This is a genomic window from Brevibacterium aurantiacum, from assembly GCF_003932995.1.
GTDB classification, from domain to species: domain Bacteria; phylum Actinomycetota; class Actinomycetes; order Actinomycetales; family Brevibacteriaceae; genus Brevibacterium; species Brevibacterium aurantiacum.
This window is the reverse complement of sequence record NZ_CP025333.1, coordinates 2,525,088-2,549,992: the sequence shown is the minus strand read 5'-3', so window position 1 is coordinate 2,549,992 and position 24,905 is coordinate 2,525,088. Positions and strand designations below refer to the sequence as shown.

Here is a 24,905-nt window from a genome sequence, read left to right as displayed (position 1 = left end):
CCCACATATAGGGACACTGGTGGCGCATGGTGGAACGCCTGCCCATAGTGGCTCTTATGGCAAAACTGGCACCAACCGAGGCCCCGCAGATGATCGGCCTCGACTGGGGGACGAGCTCACTGCGAGCCTTCCTCATCGGCAGTGACGGAGGCGTCCTCGCTGAACGCAACGGATCAGACGGGATCATGGCCGTCGGTGCGGACACCGGCGACCTCCAGGGTGACTTCTCCCGGCTCGCTCACGCTGCCATCGGCGACTGGCTCAGCGATCACAGCCGCCTCCCTCTCCTCGCCTGCGGAATGATCGGTTCGACCCAAGGTGTCGCCGAGGCGGGATACCTCGACCTGCCCACCGACCTGAGCGCTGTGGGTAGGCACCTGACGTCGGTCGAGCTGACCATCGGCGAACTCCACATCGTCCCCGGACTGCAGAAGACATCGACCGAAGCGACCGCCCCCGATGTCATCCGCGGAGAGGAGACCCAACTGCTCGGTCTGCTCGACGCAGAGCAGGACGAAGCGACCACGGTGATCCTTCCCGGAACGCACACCAAGTGGGTCAGCTGCCAGGGACAGCACGTGACGGACTTCTCCACCTCGATGAGCGGAGAGATGTTCGGTCTGCTGTCCACATCGTCGATCCTCAGCCGTCTGGCCGAGCCCACCGATGACTTCCACCCCGACGTCTTCGACTGGGGACTGCAGGTCGGAGGCGACGATCCCGCAGCGCTCACCTCGTCGATCTTCTCCGCGCGTACCTGGGCCCTCGATGGACGATTGCGCGCCGAGGAGGTCAACGATTACCTCTCGGGAATGCTCCTCGGCGCCGAGGTGGCCGGCCAGCTCACGACAACAGTCGACCCCGCCGTCCCCGTCATCGTCTGTGGAAGCGCGGACCTGACGATGCGATACTCACGTGCCCTCCGCCGACAGGGGAGGCAAACGGTAAACGCGGATCCACGCGCCGCTGCCATCGGACTCTTCCATATCGCGGAACAATCCGGCCTCGTGCCGACCAAGGAGATCACCAATGACTGACACAGTTCCCACCGGCCTCATCGCCATCCTCCGCGGGGTCCGCCCTGACGAAGTCCTCGATATCGCCGAGGGTATCGTCGCTGCAGGGTTGTCCGCCATCGAGGTTCCGCTCAACTCGCCCGACCCCTTGACCTCGATAGCGGCGTTGGTCGAGAGGTTCGGCGACGAGGTGGAGATCGGAGCCGGCACGGTTCTCACCGCCGATCAGGTTCGCCAGTGTGAGCAGGCCGGTGCCCGGATCATCGTCGCCCCCGACACTGACGCTGAGGTCATCTCGACGGCGCTCGAGCTGGGGCTCACCCCGTACCCGGGAGCCGCGACGCCGACCGAGGCTTTCGCTGCCATCAAGGCAGGCGCTACCAAGGTCAAGCTCTTCCCCTCCTCGGCGGTCGGGATCAGCGGGATGAAGGCGTGGAGCGAGGTCCTTCCCTCCGGCACCGAGCTCTTCCCCGTCGGGGGAGTGGGAGCCGACAACGCTGCCGAATGGCGCAACGCCGGTGCTGCCGGCCTGGGCCTCGGTTCCTCGCTCTATCGCCGAGGCGACCGCCCCGACGACGTGCGCATCCGTGCCGAGGCGATCGCCTCGGCGTGGGCACAGGCCCACTGACCCAACGACGACAAGCAGATGACCACACCAGACGAAAGGCCAGACCAATGAAGATCACGTCGATGACGACGTACATCGTGCCGCCGAGGTGGCTGTTCCTCAAGATCGAGACGGATGAAGGGATCGTCGGCTGGGGCGAGCCGATCATCGAAGGCAAGGCCGCCACGGTTGCCGCCGCCGTCGATGAACTCTCCGACCTGCTCATCGGCAAGGACCCCGCGAACATCGAGGACCTGTGGACGATCATGTACCGCGGAGGCTTCTACCGCGGTGGCCCGATCCTCATGAGCGCGATCTCCGGCATTGACCAGGCGCTCTGGGACATCAAGGGCAAGGCACTCGGACAGCCGGTGCACCAGCTGCTCGGCGGGAAGGTCCGGGACCGGATCCGCACCTACTCGTGGATCGGCGGAGACCGTCCCGGCGACACAGCTGCGTCAGCACTGGAGACGAAGAACCGCGGCTTCACTGCTGTGAAGATGAACGCGACCGAGGAGCTGCAGTTCATTGACTCCTATGCAAAGGTCGACCAGGTCATCGAGAACGTGCAGGCGGTACGGGAAGCCACCGGCGACGATTTCGGCATCGGCATCGACTTCCATGGACGCGTGCACAAGCCCATGGCCAAGATCCTCATCAAAGAGCTCGAACCCTATCGACTACTCTTCATCGAAGAACCTGTGCTCTCCGAACACTTCGGCTCGCTGCGTGACGTTATGGCGAACACTCCGACACCGATTGCTCTGGGGGAGCGGCTGTTCTCCCGCTGGGACTTCCGCGAGGTGATCGACTCCGGTGCCGTCGACATCATCCAGCCCGATGTCTCCCATGCTGGCGGTATCACCGAGACTCGCAAGATCGCGATGATGGCCGAGGCCTACGATGTCGCACTCGCACTGCATTGCCCTCTGGGCCCGATCGCGCTCGCTTCCTGCCTGCAGGTCGATGCCGGCAGCTACAACGCTTTCATCCAGGAACAGAGCCTGGGCATCCACTACAACACGAGCAACGACCTGCTCGACTACGTCACCGACCCCACGGTGTTCAACTACGACGACGGCATGATCGACATTCCCTCCGGGCCCGGGCTGGGTATCGAGGTCAACGAGGAGTACGTCATCGAACGCGCGGCCGAGGGCCACCGGTGGCGCAATCCCATCTGGCGTCACACCGACGGTTCCTTCGCTGAATGGTGACCAGGCGGATTCGGTAAGAGAGAAGGACGTTCAAGGATGAACTCACAGACTGCAGTGAAAAGGCACCGTCGTGCTGCCTCGCCGGGGAGAGCCCGGTGGTGGATCCTCGGTTGGCTGCTGGCAGCCATGATGATCAACTACATGGATCGATCGTCGCTGTCGATCGCCGCCCCGCATATGATCGACGAACTGGGGCTGACCGCTGCCGACATCGGCTTGCTGGGTACCGCGTTCTCTCTGACGTACGCGTTCTTCCAGCTGCCCGGCGGATGGCTGACCGATCGCCTCGGTGCAAAGCCGGTCTACGTCATTGCACTGGGCTTCTGGTCGATCGCGACCTCACTCATGGCAGTCGGCCACCACATGTGGCACTTCATGATCTCGCGCGTCCTGCTCGGCGTCTTTGAAGCACCCGTCTCACCCACCTCGGCGAAGATCGTCTCCGAATGGTTCCCGCCGAGGGAACGTGGAGCGGCAGTCGGAGTCTACGACTCGGGAAGCAAATGGGGCCCGGCGGTGGCACCACCGATTCTCACCTTCCTCATCCTCGGGTTCGGGTGGCGTGCCATGTTCGTCATCCTCGGTGTGCTCGGCATCATCGTGGCAATCGGTTTTTGGGTCTTCTATCGTTCCCCAGAACACGACCGCAGGGTCTCAGCAGCTGAACTCGAGCACATCCGAGCGAGAGAGGAAGACAACAACGCTCCAACGGGCCACATCCCGTGGCTACACCTCTTCACCAAGCGACAGACCTGGGCAATGGTGCTGGGCTTCGTCGCTGTGGTGTGGACCCTCAACATCTTCGTGACGTTCCTCCCGCTGATGCTGGGCGACATCTATTCCGTCGCTGACGAGGCGCTTGGGTGGTACACGGCGATCCCGTTCGCTGTCGGCGGCATCGGCGGAATCCTCGGCGGTTGGTTCACCACGAAGTACTCGAGGATGCGGGCCCATCTGGCGCCTCTTGCCTGCAAGCGGCGGATTGCTGCAGTCTATGGTGGGGCGCTCGCCATCTGTTCGATTCTCGTCGGAGTCACCACCGGCCACTTCGCTGTGCAACTGGCGGCGATGAGCATGGCGCTGTTCTTCTGCGGAGCACTGAGTGCCGTGGGCTGGTCGATTCCCGCTGATGTCGTGACCGGAAGTCGTGTCGCATCGTTAGGGTCCATCCAGAACTTCGGCGGCTACTTCGCCGGCTCACTCTCGCCCTGGCTCACCGGGGTGCTGGTGACGACAACGGGGTCCTACCTCATTCCATTCGTCCTCGGCGCCGTTGTCGCGGTGATTGCGGGGATCGCCTATCTGCTCCTGCTGCGTGCCCCGATTCGGGTAGACAGCGCCGCTACAGAGATCGGAGACACCAGCTCATGACGAAAATCGCTGAGCACACGGCCACGCGGCCGACACGGATGCGCTACATCATCGCGGTCCTGCTCTTCATCACCGTCGTCATCAACTACATGGACCGGGCCAACCTGTCCATCGCGATGCCGGCGTTGTCCCAGGAGTTCGATCTCACCACGGGCCAGCAGGGGCTTCTGCTCTCGGCATTCGGGTGGACGTACGCCGCGATGCAGCTGCCCGGCGGGTGGCTCGTTGACCGGGTGAGGCCGCGAGTGCTCTATGCTTCCTGCCTCGTGCTGTGGTCCCTGGCCACGCTGTTCATGGGTATGTCCGGCGGGTTCGTCGCGCTCATCATCCTCCGGCTCTTGGTCGGCGGGTTCGAAGCACCGGCATACCCGATCAACAACAAGGTGGCCACCGCGTGGTTCCCGGAGCGTGAGCGCGGACGGGTCATCGCCTTCTACACCTCGGGGCAGTTCATCGGCCTCGCGCTGCTCACCCCCGTGCTGTCCTGGCTGCAGACGGTGCTCACGTGGCACTGGGTGTTCATCCTCACTGGTGTTGTCGGCATCATCTGGGCTTCGACCTGGTGGTTCGTCTACCGCGAGCCGCGTGACAAGTCGGGAGTCAACCAGGCCGAGGTCGACCTCATCGCCTCCGGTGGGGGACTGGTCGATGTTGAATCTGGCGCAACGAAGGAGACCAAGCCGAAGCTGAATTGGTCCGACGTCAAGGTCGTGTTGACCCGGCGGAAGCTGTGGGGCATCTACCTCGGCCAGTTCTGCTTGACCTCGACCCTGTGGTTCTTCCTCACCTGGTTCCCGACATACCTCGTTGATTACCGCGGGATGGACTACATCGAGTCGGGCTTCATGGCCTCCCTGCCGTTCATCGCTGCCCTGGTCGGTGTGCTGCTCTCTGGGTGGGTCTCGGACCTCATGGTCAAGAAAGGGCTGACACTGGGCACTGCCCGCAAGCTGCCGATCATCATAGGCCTGGCGCTGACAGTGTTCATGCTCGGCGCGAACTATACGGATTCGACTGCGTTGGTGATCGTGTTCATGTCGATCGCATTCTTCGGCAACGGCTTCGCCTCGATCACCTGGTCGCTGGTGTCCGCGTTGGCGCCGGAACGGCTGCTCGGTCTGACTGGAGGCATGTTCAACTTCATCGGCAACCTGTCCTCTATTGCCACACCGATCGTCATCGGCTTCCTCGTCACCGACATCGACTTCGCTCCGGCGTTCGTCTACATGGCTGCGATCACCATCGTGGGTGTGTTGTCGTATGTGTTCCTGGTGGGACGGGTTGAGCGGGTGGAGGGATAGGTACTACTCCAGGCTCCGGGCGATCCGACGGTTGCGGGCTTCAATGAACTCATTGTTCGCCTGCAAGTAGTCGATGAAGTCGCCCGGAGTCTTCGAGACGGCGGGGGTTAAGAAATCATCGAAATGATGAATAAATCTGATCTGCGACGTGTTGCTGTTCCAGAGATCGTCGAGAAGGAGAAACTCGGCGTACTCAGGGAAGCTCTAGAACAGTGCAAAATAGTCGGCGTACCTCTCCAGTGTGGCCGACAATGGGCTCGCTTCATCGCGGTAGAGACGTCGGATGCATTCGAGAGTGAGGTCGAAGCGGTCGGCGATTCGTGGGTGAATTCCCCGCGCTCCGTTGTTTGCGGAAGCTCTATCAACGCGATTGCTGGGAAAGATGATTGCTCTGCTGATCGTGTAGCCGAGATCAGGCTGCACTGATTCGGGTGGAATCTTCTTAGCGATTTTGGCGGCGCGGCCCTTCAGCCTTGTAGCGATCGCATCACTGGACCGAGCGAATCGCCCAAGACTCGATTCGTGTAGAAGATAGATGTCCTCACTCACAGTGAGGGTGAAATGGTGGCCGGACGGCAACCGTTTGTTCCAGAGAATTCGGTGATTTTCGCGGAGGACCGGGCTATATGAGTCAGGATCTATTCCCACTGAGGCGTCCCCGCGAAAATCGGCCCCGACGTCAATCTGCGAAGTCATATTCCTGTTCATACTTTGACCGCTTCTCTCTACCTGCCCGTTAGTCTCGTCTGTTTCGCAGTTCCAAGATAGTTGCTCAGTCTTCGCGCGCGACTTTCTTGTACCGTTTGGCATGATTGACTTCTGTTGAGGTGGGTCCATCAGCAGATGGTGTACCCCAGTCGTACCCATCAGACTGATCGCTTATGGAAATTGAAATCCGTCGTCATCGACAACTTGAGTATCCATGCCCTGGCTGTGTAGAAGTCTCTGACGACTACAGATTGCCCAGTATTGCCCAGTCCATCCTGCTCTAGAGAGGCGTACCGGGGGAGACTATTGTGGACAAGCTGGCCCGTGTGCCGAAACGTTGTCGTGCCCGGGCATGCGATGTGGTACCCGATCGACGAATCACACGACCAAATCGCTCGGCCGGTGGCTCACAGCTCGACTTAAATTGGCCACGTCCGGATAAACGTGATCAAACGGTAAGAAATCCGTTAGTATCGACCTAGCTGGTTCACCGAGGCCATCAAAAATACCGTCTACACCTGGACCATAGAGAATGCTATGCCAGCCCACGAAATCGGCTAGCGATGGAACTTCCGAGCCAGCGAATTTGACGAGTGGGTGCGTGCCAGCGGTGCGGCGTCTGATTCGTCGTCTCCTGGTGACAGTTGACCAATAACAACCGATAGTGTGGGGTGGCCCCTCCCCTCTGCTGAGACTTTGCCCAAATTCCGAAAGGAGGTCTAGATGAACGGTCTCTCCGCGCAGCCCGACCGTTACGCGCTGTCCTTCACCAGCGGTGCCCTCCTGACCCGGGAAGCAGTGATCGCCGTGCCTCTTTACCGGGCAGCTCGTGACTGGGACATCGTCCGAGAGCGACTTCGCGCAGAGAACCTGCTCCAGGCGCGAACCAATTCGTCGGGGTTCCGGCTGGCGCGCGAGGTTGCGCAGCGCCTGGCTGCGCTTACTGACGACGAGTTGGAGTTGCTGGGTGATACGAGCCCGAGCGAGCGCGGTCACCTGATGTGGGTGGCGGCATGTCGCCGCTACGCCTTCATCGGTGACTTCGCCGAGGAGGTCGTGCGTGAGCGGTTCCTCCTATTTACGCCAACGCTGTGGTACGGCGACTTCGATAGCTTCGTCCGTGGGAAGACGCTCTGGCACCCGGAACTCACCGGTGTGAAGAACTCCACATTGCAGAAGCTCCGATCGACGGTGTTCCGAATGCTAAGGGAAGCGGGTCTGCTTGCCAATGGCGAGATCCTCCACGCCTCCCTTTCCGCGCAAGTCCGCGAGGCACTTGACGCCCAGACACCAAGCGACGTTCGGTTCCTCCCGACTCGAGACAGCAAGGATAGTACGCTGTGACGCCGAGCGAACTCACTCGCCATGAGGAGCACCTGTTCGCGGTACTCAGCGGCGAACGCTTCCTCAAGATGGAAGGCTTGTCGAACGAGGTCCCGTTCTTCATTTATCCCTACGAACCTGAGCACGCCCTCGATGTGGAGAAGTCGAAGAAGCGGGTCAAGAATCGGCTGGCCAGCACTGGCATCGAGGTACGCGAGATCAACCTCTACGACCTGTCGGTCGACGTTCTCAAGGAGCGCGGCGACTGGGACGAGGTGCTCGAAGTGGAGTCCGACCTCGACAAGGGGGAGTTCACCGAGATGTTGCAGTCGATGCTCAACCCCCAGCAGCATCTCGCACCAGCAATCCGCGAACGACTCGCTGATGGAGGGTTCGACATTGTCTTCCTCACCGGAATCGGTGAGGTCTTCCCCTACATCCGCTCCCACAACGTACTGAACAACCTGCAAAGCGTCGTGGTGGGCAAACCGATGCTCATGTTCTTCCCCGGCCGCTACGAGCAGTCCGACACCCTCGGCTCGTCACTGGTGCTGTTCGGCAGGTTGAAGGACGACCAGTACTACCGAGCCAAGAACATTCTGGAACAGGAACCGTGACCGCCATGCATCTCACTGAGATTTTCGCTAAGGACGTCCAGCGGCCCATTGAGGGCGTCATCAAGGCTGATGACGTTGCGCACCTGGGCACTGAGGTGGACGAGTACGTCCTGACAAATGAAGCAGCCAAGGGACTGGAGCTTCTGCTTGAGGCGTACACGAACTACACCAACGCAAACGGCGTCTGGATTTCAGGCTTCTTCGGCTCCGGTAAGTCACACCTGCTGAAGATGCTCGCACACCTCCTCGGCGACGTGGAGGGTGACAACTTCCCGCGCGAGCGGGTCTCGGAGAGCTTCCGCGCCAAGGCCGCAGACGCCTTTCTGCCGCCCCTTCTCGACAAGGCTGACCGCATCCCGGCGAAGAGCCTGCTGTTCAACATCGATCAGAAGGCCACCCTGATCAGCAAGGATCAGACCGACGCGCTGCTGCGCGTATTCGTGAAGGTCTTCGACGAGTCTCGCGGATACTACGGAGACCAAGGCCATATCGCTCGGTTCGAGCGCCAGCTCGACGACGAGGGTCAACTTGATTCGTTCAAGAGCGCTTTCCTGGCCGTGTCAGGCCGGGACTGGGTCGAGCGTCGGCCGAGCTTCGGCCTTCCGACCGTTCGCAAGCAGGTCAACGAGGCGTACGCCCAGATCACTGGCCTCGACGCATTGACCGCCCCGGACATCCTGAAGATCTACCAGGACACGTATTCGGTCTCGATTGAAGACTTCGTCGACGAGGTCCGCGCCTGGCTCGACAAGCAGCCAGCAGGCTACCGGCTGAACTTCTTCGTGGACGAGGTCGGCCAGTTCATCGGCTCGAACACACATCTGATGCTGAACCTTCAAACGATCGCGGAGTCCCTAAACACGAAGTGTGCTGGCCGGGCGTGGGTCTTCGTGACCTCGCAGGAAGACATGGACAAGGTCGTCGGCGACCGCACCAAGCAGCAGGGCAACGATTTCTCGAAGATTCAGGCCCGGTTCACGACCCGAGTGAAGCTCACATCCGCAGACGTCGAGGAGGTCATCCGCAAGCGGCTGCTGGAGAAGAACGACAAGGGCACAGAAGTGCTCGAAGCCGTCTACGCGCAGGAGTCAGCAAACTTTAAGACCCTGTTCGACTTCGTCGACGGTGCGAAGACCTACCGCAACTTCACCGACGAGACCCATTTCGTCGGCACCTACCCGTTCGTGAGCTACCAGTTCCCTCTCTTCCAAGCCGCCATCGAGGGCATCTCCGACCACAACGTCTTTGAAGGCCGCAACAGCTCCGTCGGTGAGCGCTCCATGCTCGGCGTCGTCCAACAAGTCGCCAAGGACATCGGCGACGTCGAGATCGGCACACTGGCCACCTTCGACGCCATGTTCGCAGGCATCCGCGCGTCGCTGAAGTCCGCAGCGCAGCGATCGATCGACCGCGCCGAGCGTGACCTGCCCGACAACAGCTCACCGGTGACCAAGCTCGCCGTGCGCCTGCTCAAGGCCCTGTTCCTGGTGAAGTACGTCGAGAGCTTCCAGGCCACTCCGCGCAACCTGACTGTGCTGGTCTACAACCGGTTCGGGCTCGACCTGCCGGCCTTGTCCAAGCAGGTCCAGGACGCACTCACGCTGTTGGAGACACAGACATACGTGCAGCGCAACGGCAACGCCTACGAGTACCTGACCAACGAAGAGCAGGTAATCGAAGAAGAGATCAAGAACGTAGAGATCGATTCCTCCGAGGTCTCCACCCGCCTGAACAAGATTCTCTCCGGCGATGTCGTCAAGACCTCCAAGCTCCGCTACGCAAAGAACGGGCAAGATTTCCCGTTCGGATACAAGCTCGACGACCAGGCGTTCGGTCAACAACCTGAGCTCTCTCTGCACTTCATCACTCCCGAGTACCCCTACGGGCCGGAGGAGATTCGCATGCACTCGGCGGGTAAGGACGAGCTGCGCGTGGTCCTCGCTCCGGACGACCGCGTGCTGGCCGACCTGCGGTTGCTGATCAAGACCGAGAAGTACACGAAGCGCAAGCAGACCAGTTCCCTATCGCCCGTTGAGGACCAGATTCTGCGCGTCAAGGCCACCCAGAACGCGAAGCGAGAGAAGGAGCTGGTGGAGCGAATCCGCCGCGCCGTCGGCAGTGCCGATCTCGTCATCAACGCCGCAGACCTCACCTCCGGGTCGCAAGATGCAGTCACGCGAATCACGGAGGGGTTCCAAGACCTCATCGCGCGCACCTACACCCAGCTCAACCTGCTCGGTGGGCGCACCTACGCTGAGCAGCAGGTCGCTGGTTTCGCGAACCCCGACCAGGCCGCGATGATTGATGACTCCGCGATCCACGCCCTCGCGGCACCGGCGGACGAGGTGTTGTCGTACCTGCTGCAACGCGACCGGCTCGGTGAGCAGGTCACCGTCAAGAAGATCGTCGATCACTTCCAGGCCAAGCCCTACGGCTGGGACCTCGTCTCGATCGAGTGCGTCACAGCATGGCTCGTGGGCACCTCGAAGATCACACTCACGGTCGACTCGAACATCCTCAAGCGCACCGAAGTCGCCGCGGCCCTGCGCAACACCCAGAAGCATTCCCACGCCGTCGTCGCCCCTCAGAAGACCTTCGACCAGCGAAAGGTCGCAACGCTACGCTCCTTCTGCACGGACTTCTTCGACGAGCCCGCCGCGCCCAAAGACCCGCTCGAACTGGCGCGGCACGCAAGCGAGCGTCTGCGTGCCAAGAGCGAAGAACTCAAGGCGCGAGTCAGCGGCTCCAAGTACCCCTTCGTGACTCAGCTCGAAGTTCCGATCGCACTGCTGGATTCCGTCGTTGGCAAGCCTGATGACTGGTACCTGACCGACTTCGCCGCTTCCGACCAGCTGCTCGACGCGAAGACCGACATCATCGACCCCATCCAAGCCTTCCTCGGCGGTAACCAGCGCAAGATTTACGACGAAGCAAGCGCACTGCTCTCCACCAACGCCAGCAACCTCAACTACCTGCCCTCCGGCAGCAGCCAAGAGGTGTCGCAACTCCTGGACGATCCACAAGCCTTCCGCGGCAACCGGATGACCAAGTTGAAAGCCGCCGCAGTCGAGCTTGAAGCGCATATTGACGGGGCACTCATGGCGAATCGCGATCGCGCACTCCAGGAGATCGACTCTCGTTGGGCACCCCTCCAGACCAGCGCCATCTACTTCGAAGCGACGGAAGACGCTCAACGCAACGCGATCCAGAAGGTCGACGCGATCCTCGACAGGATCGGCCGTGAGCGCCAGATAGCCGTCGTCCGTGAGATCGCCAACACGTTTGAGGAACACACCTACCCGGCACTCCTCGACCAACTCGCGGAGAGCCCTCGCCTTCGCGAAGACGATGAGGTCGCCCCGCCCGTACCCCCGAAGCAGACCGTTTCGGTCAAGAGCATCAGCGCCACCGGGATCCACGGCGTCCTGGAGACCGAAGACGACGTAGACCGCTACCTCGATGCGCTCCGCAAGGCACTGGTTCAGGCGCTCAACGACGACAAGCGCATCGCGCTGTAGGAGACACCAAACATGGAAACCGCACCACTGAAGAGCTTCGCTACCTGGGCCAGGCGCGAACTCATCACCCAGGTCAGCGCCCGGCTGACCGCCGTGCTCGCCCCATCCTCGCCGGAGCGGGTCGAGAGCCAGCGCGCGGTTGCCATGCTTGAACGCGACATCGCAGCCGCCGGAGGCGGAGCCAAGGGCAAGGACGCTATCGCCGACAAGGTCGCATACACCTGGTTCAACCGCATCATCGCGCTCCGTTTCATGGACGCCAACGGCTACACCGGCATCGGGATCGTCTCACCTGCGCGCGGCCAGCAGGTCGGCCAGCCCGAGATACTCGCCGACGCCAAGCGCGGCAGCATCGACCCTGCCGTTATCACCAACAAGCGAACCGTCGACACGATCACCGGGCTCCTCGACGGAACCCGCCCTAGCGCAGACGCCCAGGGAGAGGCCTACACACTCCTGCTCGCTGAGTACTGCCGTTACTGGAACCGCTCGATGCCGTTCATGTTCGAGCGCGAAGGCGACTACACCGAACTCCTCATCCCAGCAAACCTCCTCGCAGCAGACTCGATCTTCACGCGTGCAGCCGCCGCTCTCACCGAAGAGGTCTGCCGCGAAGTCGAAGTGATCGGATGGCTGTACCAGTTCTATATTTCCGAGCGGAAGGACGAGGTCTTCGCCGGGTTCAAGAAAGGCAAGAAGGCAGGCGCGGCCGAGATTCCAGCCGCCACCCAGCTATTCACCCCGCACTGGATCGTCCGCTACCTGGTCGAAAACTCCGTTGGTCGGCTCTGGATGCTCAACCACCCCGAGTCGCGACTTATTGACCAGATGGACTACTACAACGCGCCGGTCGACGAAGAAGCCGACTTCCTCAAGGTCACCCGCCCCGAAGAGCTGACAGTCATCGACCCGGCTTGCGGTTCTGGACACATGCTCACCTATGCGTTCGACCTGCTTTACGCGATCTACGAAGAGGAAGGCTACGCGCCCTCTGAGATTCCTGAGCTGATCCTCACCCACAACCTGTACGGCACTGAAATTGACGTGCGCGCCGGCTCTCTGGCGGCGTTCGCACTCGCAATGAAAGCTCGTGCCAAGCAGCGCGCCTTCTTGAACAAACGTGCCACCCCGAACATTTGTGTCATCGAGCCCATCTCGTTCGGCCCGGATGAGTTGGACCTTCTTGTCACTGTGGACGGCGACTCTCGTGCTGAGGAGATGTACTGGGTGCAGTTCGAGAACGCGGACACGCTCGGCTCGCTTATTGAATCCGACCCCGACCTAACGCTTCGTCTCGCGCGACACCTCAGCACTCTCGACGACCAGGGTGACTTGCTGCGCGCCGATGCACTCGCCGGAGCCCAGCGAGTCATCGAGCAGGCTCAGTATCTGAGCCGAAAGTACCACGTGGTGGTCGCCAACCCCCCATACATGGGCTCGTCCAACATGGCTGGCGCCCTGGAGGAGTTCATTCAACGGCATATGGCCGACGCAAAGGCTGATCTCTTCGCTGCGTTTATAGAGAGAGCGACGACTCTCGCGGCACACGGCGGAACAGTCTCAATGATCGCGAAGCAGAACTGGCTTTTCCGCCCAGCCTTCTCTGCGCTACGAAGCAAGGTTCTCGCCGCCCATCAACTTGAGCAAGTCCTCCACTTTGGCGCGGGGGCTTTCGATAGCTTGAGCGGAGAAGTAGCCTCAACTGCCGTGTTCGTCCTGAGGCTTCATGAGTCGGGACGGGAATGCTGGTTCGCGCGCCTCGTAGATGGGGAGAATGAGGCGGCGAAGGAGTTGGCGCTGCGCGAAGCCATCACAGCGTCGCGTTCTGTCTTCGTTCGTAGGTTGAGTGACTTTCTCGCTATCCCTGGCGCCCCAGTTTGCTATTGGATGTCAGATACTGGACTCAGTGCGCTGGCTTCCGGCCCATACCTGGGAGACGTACTGAACCCCAGAGAAGGAATGGCGACCGGGAACAACGCGAGATATCTTCGCTACTGGTGGGAGGTTTCAGCGTCCGCCACGAATCGAACGGCGGAGAGCAGAGAATCTGGTCGTTTGAGTGGGAAGCGCTGGTTCCCTTACAACAAGGGCGGCGGTCCGCGACGTTGGTACGGTCATGATGAGTTCGTCGTTGACTGGTATAACGATGGGGCGGAACTTCAGACGACCTTACATCCTAGTGGATCGCGGGTATGGGCGCATAACTTCAACCTTGAGTTTATCTTCAAGGAAGCCGTTTCATGGTCTTCAATCACGAGTCGCGGTTTGGCTCTGCGCTACTACCCGCCTGGCTTTCTGTTCGACGCTACGGGCTTGTGCGCTTATCCGCGTTCCGGGCGGGAGGCGATGTTCGCCGCGTTGGCTCTTGTCAACTCCAAGTATGGCTCGGAGTTTGCAGACCTCCTGAATCCGACCCACCACTTCAAGGCTGGCGACTTTGCTCGTCTCCCGCTTCCGAAGGTTGATGCCGAGCAGGTCGAACGTCAGGCGGCAGATGCGATCGCCATCGCCAGAGATGACTGGCTGACGCAGGAGACCGCACCGGGCTTTACTGTGCTTCCGGGGGACGCTGGTCCTGGCACAGTGTCGTCTTGGGTTGAGCGTTGCCGCACGCTCGGCGAGGAACGCACGACGGCGCTCCTGACGATTGAACAGGACATTCAAGACACCATCGGTGAGGCCCTGGGCGACGAGGGCGGCGGCTCGACGCTACCAGCGCGTTCCACCATTACGCTCCTTGGCAATGCGGAGTACACCTTTTCGACCGCTGATGACGCCGGGCATGCGGCTGCGCGCGAGCTTGTCATCGATATGGTCTCGTACGCGGTCGGCTGTATGTTCGCTCGGTACAGTCTCGACGAACCCGGCCTGATTCTCGCTGACCAGGGCGCGACGCTACAGGATTACCTCGCCAAGGTGCCGCGGCCGACGCTCGTTCCTGATGCAGACAACGTGCTGCCGATCGTTGATGGCGACTGGTTCGAGGACGACATTGTGGCGCGGTTCCGCCAGTTCCTACGCACAGCGTTCGGCGAGAAATATTTCGAGGAGAATTTGCGGTTCGTTGAGGAGTCGCTCGGTGTCAAGACCCTGCGGGATTACTTCATCACCCGAGCGGGGCGGTCTAGGTTCTACGACGATCATGTGAAGCGTTACAAGAAGCGCCCGATCTACTGGCTGTTCTCCAGCCCGAAGGGTTCGTTCAATGCCTTGATCTACATGCATCGCTACGCGCCGTCCACAGTCTCGACGGTGCTGAACGAGTACCTGCGGGAGTTCGAGTCGAAGTTGGAGGCGAACCTTCAGCATCAGGAACGCCTCGTTGCCGGGGACGGCACGCCGCGCGAGAAGGCGGCGGCGCTCAAGGAGGCCGAGAGGCTGCGCAAGGTACTGCTGGAGCTGGGTGAGTACGAGCACGACATGCTCTATCCGCTGGCGTCGCAACAGGTCGCCATCGACCTCGACGAAGGGGTGAAGGTGAACTACCCGAAGTTCTACCCGGCCCTCAAGAAGATCACTGGGTTGGAGGCAGCGGAGTGAACTCGCTCAGCGCGGTCCTCCCGCATCTGGAGCAGCGATTCGAGTCGCAGCGGCTCGTTTTCTGGCATGACGCGGAGAGCGAGTATGCCGCCGAGCTCGATGCCCTCGACCTCCGCGAGGTCACGACCTTGCGTGTGGAGAACAACGAGTACTCGGTGAAGAACCGCGTCCTTCACGACGAACCGGCGGCCAAGTTCCTCATCTACCGCGCCGGTGGCGTGCCCGTCGGTGTCGGCAACTGGTTGCTCGACCTGGAACTGGCCTACGGCGTGTTCACCGCAGACAGCGCGGCACTCGTGCGACAGGACCTTGGGCTCGACGGCCCCGGCACCGAAGACGTGCTGCGGGACCACGAGAAGTTCTTCCGAGCCGCCAAACGAGCACAGGCCCTCAAGTCAGTACTTTCGGCTGACGATGACGCAGACCGGCTGCGGGCCAAGATGTGCGCAGTCGTGGTTGGCCAGCGTGAGCACAGCATGCTGGAGCTCACGCGCGCCCTGCTGATCGAGAACGCACGCGGCGAAGCAAGCAAGTACGAGGCTCTGGTTGAGCAGGGGCTCGGCGGGTTCCACTGGGCAGGTGTAGCAAAGATTTACGGCTACGAAGCAAACGAGCCCAGCGTCGACGACTTCGTGTTGTGGATGTTCCGCCAGGCAGCTAATGGGTTCGCATCGGACACTCCGGGTGAGCTTCGCAACGTCCAGCTCGATTTCGCAAGCCTGCGCAATGACCGGCGCAGCGCCGACGCCCTCGCGACCTTGGCGCGCCGAGCATCAGAGAGCCTGAGCTACGCGGACAGCATCGAAGATGCCGAACTGACCGATCTCGTCGACAACGATCTCTTCGAGGATGTCGAGCAGAAGGTCATCAGCCTGCTCGCCCACGCGGTCCGCGAACGGACGATGAGTGCGCGGGAAGTCGCGGAGACGATCCGCGCTCGCCAAAGCAGCATTTGGGTTGACGGATACCGGGAGCTGTACGCGGCACTCGGAGCCGCCTCCGACCTGTTGAGCGAACTCTCCAACGCAAGTTTCGCGATCGCGTCATTCGATGAAGGGCTCGACCGCTATCGCAAGCAGTGGTTCCTAATCGACCAGCTCTATCGGCAGTTCCACTTCGCGGCGCGCACCACCGAGTACGCGGGACCGCTGGAGGCCCTCCGCGAGGAGGTCGAGAAGCACTATGCGAACCGCTACCTGTACGAACTAGGCAACTCCTGGCAGCAGCAAGTCGACGCCGTGCAGGACTGGCGATCCGTGACGTTACGCCCACAGACCAAGTTCTTCATCGATCACGTCGAGCCGATCATCCGCAAGGGAAACCGGAAGGCGGTCGTCATTATCTCTGACGCGCTGCGCTACGAGATTGCCGATGAACTGCGCTCACGCATCCGCCAGGAAGACCGCTTCGACGCAGAACTCGACGCCATGCTCGGTGTGCTGCCGAGCTACACCCAGCTCGGCATGGCCGCTCTGCTTCCACACAGGACTTTGGCCCACTCGCAGGGTGGCGATCCCGTGCTCGTTGACGGCCAGCGATCCGACGGAACCACGAACCGTAACAAGGCCTTGGCCTCCGTGGGTGGGTTCGCGATCCGGGCCGAGGAGGTCCTGTCGATGCCGCGCGGGGAGCTGCGTGATCTCTACGGTGCGCATCAGGTGCTGTACGTCTACCACGACAGGATCGATGCGATCGGTGACAAGGCAACCACCGAGCGGCAGGTGTTTGAAGCCGCCGACGACGCATTGCGTGACCTGGTGGACCTGATCAAGCGGCTGACCAACGCGAATGCGACGAACATCCTCGTCACGGCCGACCACGGCTTCCTTTACCAAGACACCGAGCTAGCAGAGGCCTCGTACCTCTCGACCAAGCCGCAAGGTGACGACCTTGTAGTTACCAACCGTCGGTACGTGCTCGGCCGTGGCCTGAAGGATGACCCAGCGTTCCGGAAGTTCGACCCCGAGCAGGTGGGACTCGGCAGCAACCTGGAGGTGCAGATTCCCAAGTCGATCCACCGCCTCAAGCTGCCGGGTGCTGGCTCACGGTTTGTCCACGGCGGCGCGTCGCTCCAGGAGATCGTGGTGCCGGTGGTCACGGTCAACAAGAAGCGCAAGAGTGACACCCGCCCCGTCAACGTCGAGGTGCTGCCCGAGACCGACAAGATCACCACAGGACAGCTCGTCGTGAAGCTCTTCCAGTCCGAGCCAGTGAGCGAGAAGGTGCAGCCGCGCTCCCTGCGGGCAGGCATCTACGTGAGCGAAACCCTGATTTCGAACCAGCCCGAGCTGACCTTCGATCAGCCCTCCGCCGACAAGCGGGATCGCTACCAGAGCGCACGCATGCTGCTCAGCCAGGACGCCAACGAGTTCAACAACCATACGGTGGAGTTCCGACTCGAAGAGCAGATACCCAACACCACACAGTGGCGCGTCTACCAGCGGGCTCAGTACCTGCTCAAGCGCTCCTTCACGTCGGACTTTGATTTCTAGGGGAAGCAGCAGCCATGACGGACACAGAGAACAGCTCCGGCGACGAGCCAGTCGTCGAGACCAGCACGCCGCAGCAGACCGACCTCGACTACAAGATAAACCTGCTGTTCGGTGGTTCGGTCGTTCGCAAAGACCTCGTGAAGGCCGTCAAGGGCAACGCGATCGTGCCCTCCTACGTGCTGGAGTACTTGCTCGGCCAGTATGCCGCGTCCGACGACGAAGCGACGATCCAGGCCGGTATCGATGCGGTGCGCAAGATTCTCGCTGACCATTACGTACACCGCAACGAGTCAGAACTCGTGAAGTCCACCATCCGCGAGAAGGGCCGCCACCGGATCATCGACAAGGTGACCGTGACTCTGAACGACAAGCAGGACGTGTATCAGGCATCGTTCGCCAACCTGGGCCTCAGCGGCGTGATCGTCGAACCGGCGACAGTGAAGGCGAACCCGAAGCTGCTCGTCGGCGGCGTGTGGTGCATCTGCGACATCGAGTACTTCCACAGCGATGACGCTCGTGTGGTGCCGTGGATTCTAGGAAGCCTGAAGCCCATCCAGATGTCGAGCTTCGACTACGAGAGCTACCTGGAATCACGCCTCGGATTCAACACAGAAGAGTGGATCGACCTGCTGATCCAGTCCATCGGGTTCAACCCAGAGATGTTCGGCCGCCGCGCGAAGCTCTTGCAGCTCGTGCGTCTCATCCCGTTCGTTGAGCGCAACTACAACCTGGTAGAGCTCGGGCCGAAAGGCACCGGAAAGTCCCACATCTACTCCGAGTTCTCGCCCCACGGGATGCTGATCTCCGGCGGCGAGGTCACCGTCCCCAAGCTCTTCGTCAACAACGCAAACGGCCGCATCGGCCTGGTCGGCTACTGGGATGTTGTCGCGTTCGACGAGTTCGCGGGCAAGAAGAAGCGCACCGACAAAGCACTCGTCGACATCATGAAGAACTACATGGCGAACAAGTCGTTCTCGCGCGGCGTCGAGACCCTCGGAGCTGAAGCATCGATGGTGTTCGTGGGCAACACCTCGCACAACGTGCCCTACATGCTCAAGCACTCCGACCTCTTCGACGAACTGCCCGAGGCGTACCACGACTCGGCCTACCTCGACCGTCTCCACTTCTACATCCCCGGCTGGGAGGTAGACACCATCCGCAGTGAGATGTTCTCCGCCGGCTACGGCTTCGTTGTCGACTACATCGCCGAGGTGCTGCGGTCAATGCGCAACACCGACTACTCCGACCGCTACCAGCAGCACTTCACTCTCGGCTCAGACATCTCCACCCGCGACCGCGACGGCATCCATAAGACCTTCTCTGGCCTGATGAAGCTCATCTACCCAGATGGCAAAGCAACCCCAGTAGAGATCGAGGAATTGCTCCGCTTCGCCATCGAAGGACGTAAACGCGTCAAAGACCAAATATTGCGGATCGACACAACCATGGGCGTCGTTAACTTCGTCTACAGCGACAAGACCGGCGCCTGGCACGGCGTGACCACGCTCGAAGAAGACGAGTACCCCGACTACTACCAAGCGCTATTTCCCCAGACCGACGACGCGGCCTCGACCGCTGAGGCGGACGCCGCCGATAAGGATCCCACTACGACGGTCCAGCTGTCGGACGAGCTGGCACCTAAACTATTCGAAGGACACCGAGAGTTCCAGGAGAACCAGCGCGGAGTCTCCTACGAAGCGCTGCTCGCGCCGTACCTCCGCGGTGCAAGCGACATCACCGTCGTCGACCCCTACATCCGGCTGCCGCATCAAGGGCGCAACCTTGTCGACCTGCTCGCTCTACTGGCAGCCTCCAAGGACCCTGCCGACGAAATCACCGTCACGCTCGTGACCAAGGAAGTCCGAGGCGAATACGAGCAGCAGCACCTCCTCATGTTTAAGGACATCCAAGATAGCGCCGCCACTTCAGGCATCCAGTTCACAGTCACCTGGGATGAGACCATCCACGACCGGTCAATCCGCACCGATCACGGCTGGAAGCTCCTCCTTGGCCGAGGACTCGACATTTTCCAGAAGGGCTCCGGTAGCCCATACGACCTCGGCTCCCGACGCCAAGAGTTCCGCCAGGTCTTCGCCTTCGGCATCACTTACATTTACGAAGGCAATGGTGACTCATGACCGACATCAGCATCAACGGGATCCCACATGGGCCAGTGTTGGGTAACTTCGATGACAGCCTCAGTCCGGAGAGTCTTCGTGCGATCGTTCAGGACTCTCACCTGAGCTTCCTGGTAGGCGCAGGAACACCTTCATCGTTCTTCGGTCTGCTGGGAAACGTGGAAGATGCACTGACCGAACTCACTGAATCAACTGCGGACAACGACGTGAAGACGCTCGTCCGCGCGTCTATACACGCATATTTCATAGACTCGGTACTTGTGCCGAATCTGAAGGTCATTGAGCGCCATGCTGATGCAGAATCCGTCCTGACCTCGTACGCCAAGTTCCTGCGTACTATCAACCGCATTCTTCTCAAGCGCTACAGCTCCATACTTGCCAAGCAAGCAAATATCTTTACGACCAACATCGACATGGTGTTTGAGGTCGCTATGGAGCAGATGGGGCTCGACTTTAGTGATGGCTTCAGCGGCAAGATTCGACCCCGATTTGACCTTGGCGATTTCAACACCATCCGCCTCCGCATGTCTAGCAGGTTTGAGCAGCGGTCAGAGGTTCCGGTGTTCAACCTTTTGAAGCTTCATGGCTCGGTCGCATGGCGCGACGAGACCGGAGTAGCGGGACGGACCGAGATAACGTTTGACCACGGATTGACTGTCGTCTCCGAGGTCACGGCGGCACTCGCTGCGGCTCGTGAGCACCTCATCGCAATCAGTAGCCCGGCCGAGGTGAATGCGAAAGACCTCATCGCGAAGGCAAACTCAGGGCCTACGCCTGAAGCTGTTCGAGAATTCGTGACCGCGTACGGCAAGCTCGGAATTGTCAACCCCGATAAGCAGAAGTTCGCCACCACAGTCCTTAACGAGACCTACTACGAGTTGATCCGTCGATTCGCAAATGAGTTGGAGAAAGAAAACAGTGTCCTGTTTGTTCACGGTTTCTCCTTCCGAGATGAGCACCTCCGTGATGTCGTTACACGTGCCGCTCGCGCGAATCCGACACTCCAAGTGATTGTCTTCTGCTATGGTCGGGCCGATCGTGCGGAGTACCAGAGGCTAATACCTGACATCGACGTCAAGAACAGCAACATCTTCTTCATCGTCCCCGCAGAGCCGGAGGAGGGTAGTGACGAGATCAAGATGACTCTCGACGTTGTGACCCGCGACTACTTCACTCCGATTATCGGGGACAAGTTCCCCGAGCCGGATCAGCGGATCGAGCTCGGTATCCGTATTTCATCGGGCGATAACGCTGATGTTTGAGGGCGACACTGTTGCGCAGGACGATGTCTTCCGGGTGGGTCGCGTCGTCTCGGTCGAAGGTAGACAAGTTCACGTGTCCGTCGACAAACTCAAGAACGGCGCACACCTGCTCTTTCGGGGCGGCATCGTCCGCAACGTCGCGGTCGGCGGCTACCTCAAGATCACCAAAGGCTTTTCAGAACTGATTGCTAAGGTCGACGGCGAGCTCATCGAGCAGGACCGCGGTGCGTCATCCATCTACAAGCGCGGAGTCGACCCGATGAACCGCCAGCTCCAGGTCAGTCTTATCGGGTATATCGAGGGTGGACGTTTTGAAAGGGGAGTACGAGAAATGCCCCTCCTCGACAACGAATGCTTTATCCTCACGGAGGCTGAGTTTGCCCTCATCCACGCCTTCGTCGAAGACTCAGACACGCCCATCGAGGTGGGTGCCCTCGCGATGGAACCGACACAAAGCGTGTCCGTGGGTGTGAATTCTATTTTCGCGAGCCATGTCGGAATCTTCGGGAACACCGGCAGCGGAAAATCGTACACGCTGGCCAAGCTCTACCACGAACTGTTCGCTCGATACGGTGCATTGGACACCTTCCGCCAACGATCACAGTTCGTCCTGATTGACTTCAATGGGGAGTACCTCAACCGCGAGCCTTCAGACGGGGACAACCGCTCCACCGCTGTGATGACAAGTGATGCAAATAAGCGCGAGTACGCGCTCAGCACGCGTAGCGGGAATGGTCCACGTCTACCGCTTCCATCGAGCGCGGTCAGCGACCTCGCGTTTTGGACAGTACTACTCGACGCCACCGAGAAGACCCAAGCCCCATTCCTCGCGCGTGTCCTCAACAGCGACTACTGGGATCGACGGCTCGCAGACCCCAACGGCATATTGACCGTTCTGGGCGATATGGTCCTCCGCGCTACGAAGAGTAGCGACAAGTCCGTCGACCGACAGACGTTGTTGAACCTCCTGGCTGAGGTCCAGACCTGTCTCGGTTCAACGGCGCCCCAAGAGTTGGCTGCCGTGATCGATGATTTCCAGACAAACCTCCATTACAACGCGACCCTAGGGAAGTTCTTCTGGGGCGAATGGGCGAAGTACGTCGACCCAGATCATTCAACCTGGGAGTCACTTACGAAGGACAAGATCGTGACGCTCCCGATCGATTTTTCTACGATTGAACCGGGCATCGACGTGATTCGCTTCAAGATAGTGCTCCAGTACTACAACGACATCATCAGTGGCTTCTCCAACCGCGAGCACCTGTCGCCACTGATCAAGCGCCTTGAAACCCGAGTGCCCGACATCAAGAAACTGATCACTGTTGAGGATAACGGCGGCCAGTACGATGTGCCCTTGACTGTTGTGTCGCTGCGGGATGTTAGCCTGTCGATGCGCAAGGTGATCCCGATGTTGCTGTGCAAGCATCTTTATGATCTAAAGAAGGAGACCGATCCAACTAACGCGCGATATCTGAACCTCATTATCGATGAGGCTCATAATATCTTGTCATTGGACTCGTCACGCGAGAGCGAAGCATGGCGCGACTATCGCCTGGAGACATTCGAAGAGATCGTCAAGGAAGGTCGCAAGTTCGGCGTGTTCTTGACGTTGGCAAGCCAACGCCCCCATGACATCTCGCCGACGATCATTTCGCAGCTCCACAATTATTTCCTTCACCGTCTTGTGAACAATCTTGACGTGCAGGCGATCGAGAGGGCGGTCTCATATCTGGACCGGGTGTCCTTCGAACAGTTGCCCATACTTCCAAGAGGCGTTTGCGTGGTCGCTGGCGTATCGGCGCAGGTGCCAGTGATCGTGAGGATTAGCCCTCTTGCGCCGGAAACGGAGCCCAACAGCCGGACGATGTCTATCGCTGCCGATTGGCTGAGGCCCTTGGATAGGACGCTGCTCTCAGAATTCGAGCTCGCCGAAGCGCTCGGTGATGATGCTCCGAGCTCCGCCCAAATGCAGGCAGGCACCTTCGACTGGGGTAGTGATGACCCACCATTCTGAGCGTCCGGCATCTACACGGTCACACGATTCAATCGTGGGAGCGTTTCAGGTAGCAGCCTTTCGGTCGTGGCGCTGAAGCCATGCGGGGTTGATACTCGTCATTGTCTGCCACAAATATGCGATCGTTTTGCCTCCCGAGGGAAAGGCCACGATCCGTCTCCGTAGTCTGCGCGCGCCGAACCTATCGCGTTCTTCCATTCGATTTTGCTTATCCCCCAGCGAGAGCGTCGGAGCGCTGGCCATCCGCGAGGCCACCGCCTGCCTTGAGGACTCTATTAAAGGTGTGGCTATCGGACCCTTCAGAGTTAAGTGTGAGGCGAGATTTAAAGTTGGCCGGTGAACAGGTGCATCTTCAATCGATAGTGCTCGAACTTGCGGAACCCTTGGGCGATTAGGCGGCCGAACTCGATGGTCTCGTTAATTTCCTCAGTGCCACCATTGCTCGCTCGTCCAGTACCGAAGTAGGTCAAAAATGCTGATCTCCATAGAAGCAGGGTCTTCTTGAATCGAGCTATATCTAGGAATGAGTATGACGGACACGTGCCGATCAATTTCTCGACGAATCGTCGTGGTTGCGAGGCGTGGCCTGGTGGAACACGCATCGGAGGTCTTGCGCGCATTTGTGGGCGACCTCAGCCGCGACGTGGTAGGGATCGGTGGCATGATGCTGTGGATGTGTGAAAAAGCGAATCCATTTGGCTGGGTTTAACTTAGCGCTGGTGCTGAGACAGGATGGATTCTCCGACGACGGACAACCCGCCCGTCCTATTGTCTATCTGGAGTGTATCGATCACACCGTCAGCACAACCTTGCCCGTGGTCTCCCGGCCTTCAAGCGCACGATGGGCATCCGCAGCATCAGCCAGCGCGAACGTGGCTCCCACCCGGAAATTCAGCCACCCGTGCTCGACGCCGTTGAAGAGCATGGACGAGCGCTTGGCCAGCTGCTCGGGGGAGCGGACGAACCACGCGAGCGAAGGCCGCGACAGGAAGATGCCGCCCGATGCGTTGAGTCGCTGAATATCAAACGGCGGCACCTGACCCGAGGCTCCACCGAAGAGGACCATCGAGCCGAGTGGCTTCAGGGATGCCAGCGAAGCATCGAAGGTGTCCTTGCCGACACCGTCATAGGCGACCTCGACGCCCTCTCCATCGGTGAGCTCCTTGACCTTCGCGGTGATGTCGACACCATTGCCGTAGAGGAACACCTCATCGGCGCCGGCCTTGCGCGCCAGCTCAGCCTTCTCCTCGGTACTCACGGTCGAGATGACGTTGCCGCCCAGGTGCTTGATGATCTGGGTGAGCAGGAGTCCGACTCCGCCGGCACCGGCATGGACGAGCGAGGTGTGGCCGGGCTTGATCTCGTGCGAGCTCGTGGCTAGGTACTGGGCAGTCAGGCCCTGCAGCGGCATTGCGGCGGCGACCTCGGTGCTCACGCCCTCCGGTACGCGCAGCAGGTTATCGGTTTTGACGACGACCTGGGTCGCATACGAACCCGGGCCTTCGTGCCAGGCGACGCGGTCGCCGACGGACCAGCTCGCCACACCTTCGCCCACCTCGGCGATGTGACCGGTGCCCTCGGAGCCGACGATGTGCGGGTAGCTCATGGGGTACGTGCCCGAACGACGGTACGTGTCAATGAAGTTCACACCCGCGGCCTCGACGTCAACGAGGACCTCACCAGGACCGGGCCGAGGGGTGTCGATCTCATTGAATTCGAGAACCTCGGGTCCACCTGCTCGCATCGCCTGAATAGCCTGGGTCATCACGCCTTCTGCATAT

At 60.4% G+C, this 24,905-nt stretch carries 15 protein-coding genes and 1 pseudogene; 13 read left to right on the top strand and 3 right to left on the bottom strand.

Annotated features, from left to right (window positions below; all coding sequences use genetic code 11):
- Positions 1–56 precede the first annotated feature (56 nt).
- Genes CXR25_RS11740 through CXR25_RS11720 form a run of 5 tightly spaced genes read left to right on the top strand, consistent with a single transcriptional unit; the run spans position 57 to position 5,512 of the window.
- Complete coding sequence (locus CXR25_RS11740) at positions 57–1,037, top strand: 2-dehydro-3-deoxygalactonokinase (RefSeq protein ID WP_164513964.1); 981 nt, start codon at positions 57–59, stop codon at positions 1,035–1,037.
- Positions 1,030–1,644: a 2-dehydro-3-deoxy-6-phosphogalactonate aldolase gene (locus tag CXR25_RS11735; RefSeq protein ID WP_125240575.1), complete on the top strand. Its 615-nt coding sequence runs from the start codon at positions 1,030–1,032 to the stop codon at positions 1,642–1,644. Before CXR25_RS11740 ends, CXR25_RS11735 begins: the two co-directional genes overlap by 8 nt.
- The gene (gene dgoD, locus CXR25_RS11730) at positions 1,626–2,840 is read left to right on the top strand and encodes a galactonate dehydratase (RefSeq protein ID WP_276330385.1); all 1,215 of its coding nucleotides are present in this window, start codon (positions 1,626–1,628) and stop codon (positions 2,838–2,840) included. The genes CXR25_RS11735 and dgoD overlap by 19 nt, the downstream gene beginning before the upstream one ends.
- A 36-nt stretch (positions 2,841–2,876) precedes the next feature.
- Positions 2,877–4,211 (top strand): MFS transporter, encoded by a 1,335-nt coding sequence (locus CXR25_RS11725; RefSeq protein WP_125240573.1) that lies wholly within the window; start codon positions 2,877–2,879, stop codon positions 4,209–4,211.
- Complete coding sequence (locus CXR25_RS11720; RefSeq protein ID WP_125240572.1) at positions 4,208–5,512, top strand: MFS transporter; 1,305 nt, start codon at positions 4,208–4,210, stop codon at positions 5,510–5,512. Before CXR25_RS11725 ends, CXR25_RS11720 begins: the two co-directional genes overlap by 4 nt.
- Before the next feature lie 3 nt (positions 5,513–5,515).
- On the opposite strand, the pseudogene CXR25_RS19385 reads toward CXR25_RS11720, so the two are convergent.
- Positions 5,516–6,208, bottom strand: a pseudogene (locus tag CXR25_RS19385) (DUF6994 family protein).
- Between the two features lie 735 nt (positions 6,209–6,943).
- On the opposite strand from CXR25_RS19385, the gene CXR25_RS11705 reads away from it, so the two are divergent.
- The 8 genes from CXR25_RS11705 (at position 6,944) to CXR25_RS11670 (ending at position 23,124) form a co-directional block, all read left to right on the top strand.
- Positions 6,944–7,564, top strand: a complete 621-nt coding sequence (locus tag CXR25_RS11705; protein ID WP_125240570.1) for a DUF1819 family protein — start codon at positions 6,944–6,946, stop codon at positions 7,562–7,564.
- Positions 7,561–8,160: a DUF1788 domain-containing protein gene (locus CXR25_RS11700; RefSeq protein ID WP_125240569.1), complete on the top strand. Its 600-nt coding sequence runs from the start codon at positions 7,561–7,563 to the stop codon at positions 8,158–8,160. Before CXR25_RS11705 ends, CXR25_RS11700 begins: the two co-directional genes overlap by 4 nt.
- A 5-nt stretch (positions 8,161–8,165) precedes the next feature.
- Positions 8,166–11,678: a BREX system P-loop protein BrxC gene (gene brxC, locus CXR25_RS11695; RefSeq protein ID WP_125240568.1), complete on the top strand. Its 3,513-nt coding sequence runs from the start codon at positions 8,166–8,168 to the stop codon at positions 11,676–11,678.
- Between the two features lie 12 nt (positions 11,679–11,690).
- On the top strand, positions 11,691–15,218 hold the full coding sequence (pglX, locus tag CXR25_RS11690) for a BREX-1 system adenine-specific DNA-methyltransferase PglX (protein ID WP_125240567.1): 3,528 nt from the start codon (positions 11,691–11,693) through the stop codon (positions 15,216–15,218).
- Positions 15,215–17,710: a BREX-1 system phosphatase PglZ type A gene (gene pglZ, locus CXR25_RS11685; protein WP_125240566.1), complete on the top strand. Its 2,496-nt coding sequence runs from the start codon at positions 15,215–15,217 to the stop codon at positions 17,708–17,710. The genes pglX and pglZ overlap by 4 nt, the downstream gene beginning before the upstream one ends.
- 14 nt (positions 17,711–17,724) lie before the next feature.
- Positions 17,725–19,848 carry a BREX system Lon protease-like protein BrxL gene (gene brxL, locus CXR25_RS11680; RefSeq protein ID WP_125240565.1) on the top strand — a complete coding sequence of 708 codons (2,124 nt, stop codon included), beginning with the start codon at positions 17,725–17,727 and terminating at the stop codon, positions 19,846–19,848.
- Positions 19,845–21,110, top strand: a complete 1,266-nt coding sequence (locus CXR25_RS11675; protein ID WP_125240564.1) for an SIR2 family protein — start codon at positions 19,845–19,847, stop codon at positions 21,108–21,110. Before brxL ends, CXR25_RS11675 begins: the two co-directional genes overlap by 4 nt.
- A 73-nt stretch (positions 21,111–21,183) precedes the next feature.
- On the top strand, positions 21,184–23,124 hold the full coding sequence (locus CXR25_RS11670) for an ATP-binding protein (RefSeq protein WP_164513963.1): 1,941 nt from the start codon (positions 21,184–21,186) through the stop codon (positions 23,122–23,124).
- A 323-nt stretch (positions 23,125–23,447) separates the two neighbouring features.
- Here the strand turns inward: CXR25_RS11670 and CXR25_RS19380 are convergent, their stop codons facing one another.
- Both CXR25_RS19380 and CXR25_RS11660 read right to left on the bottom strand, forming a co-directional pair.
- Positions 23,448–23,726 (bottom strand): transposase, encoded by a 279-nt coding sequence (locus CXR25_RS19380; RefSeq protein ID WP_164513962.1) that lies wholly within the window; start codon positions 23,724–23,726, stop codon positions 23,448–23,450.
- A gap of 188 nt (positions 23,727–23,914) precedes the next feature.
- Positions 23,915–24,889, bottom strand: coding sequence for a quinone oxidoreductase family protein (locus tag CXR25_RS11660; RefSeq protein ID WP_125240561.1), 975 nt, complete (start codon positions 24,887–24,889; stop codon positions 23,915–23,917).
- Positions 24,890–24,905 lie beyond the last annotated feature (16 nt).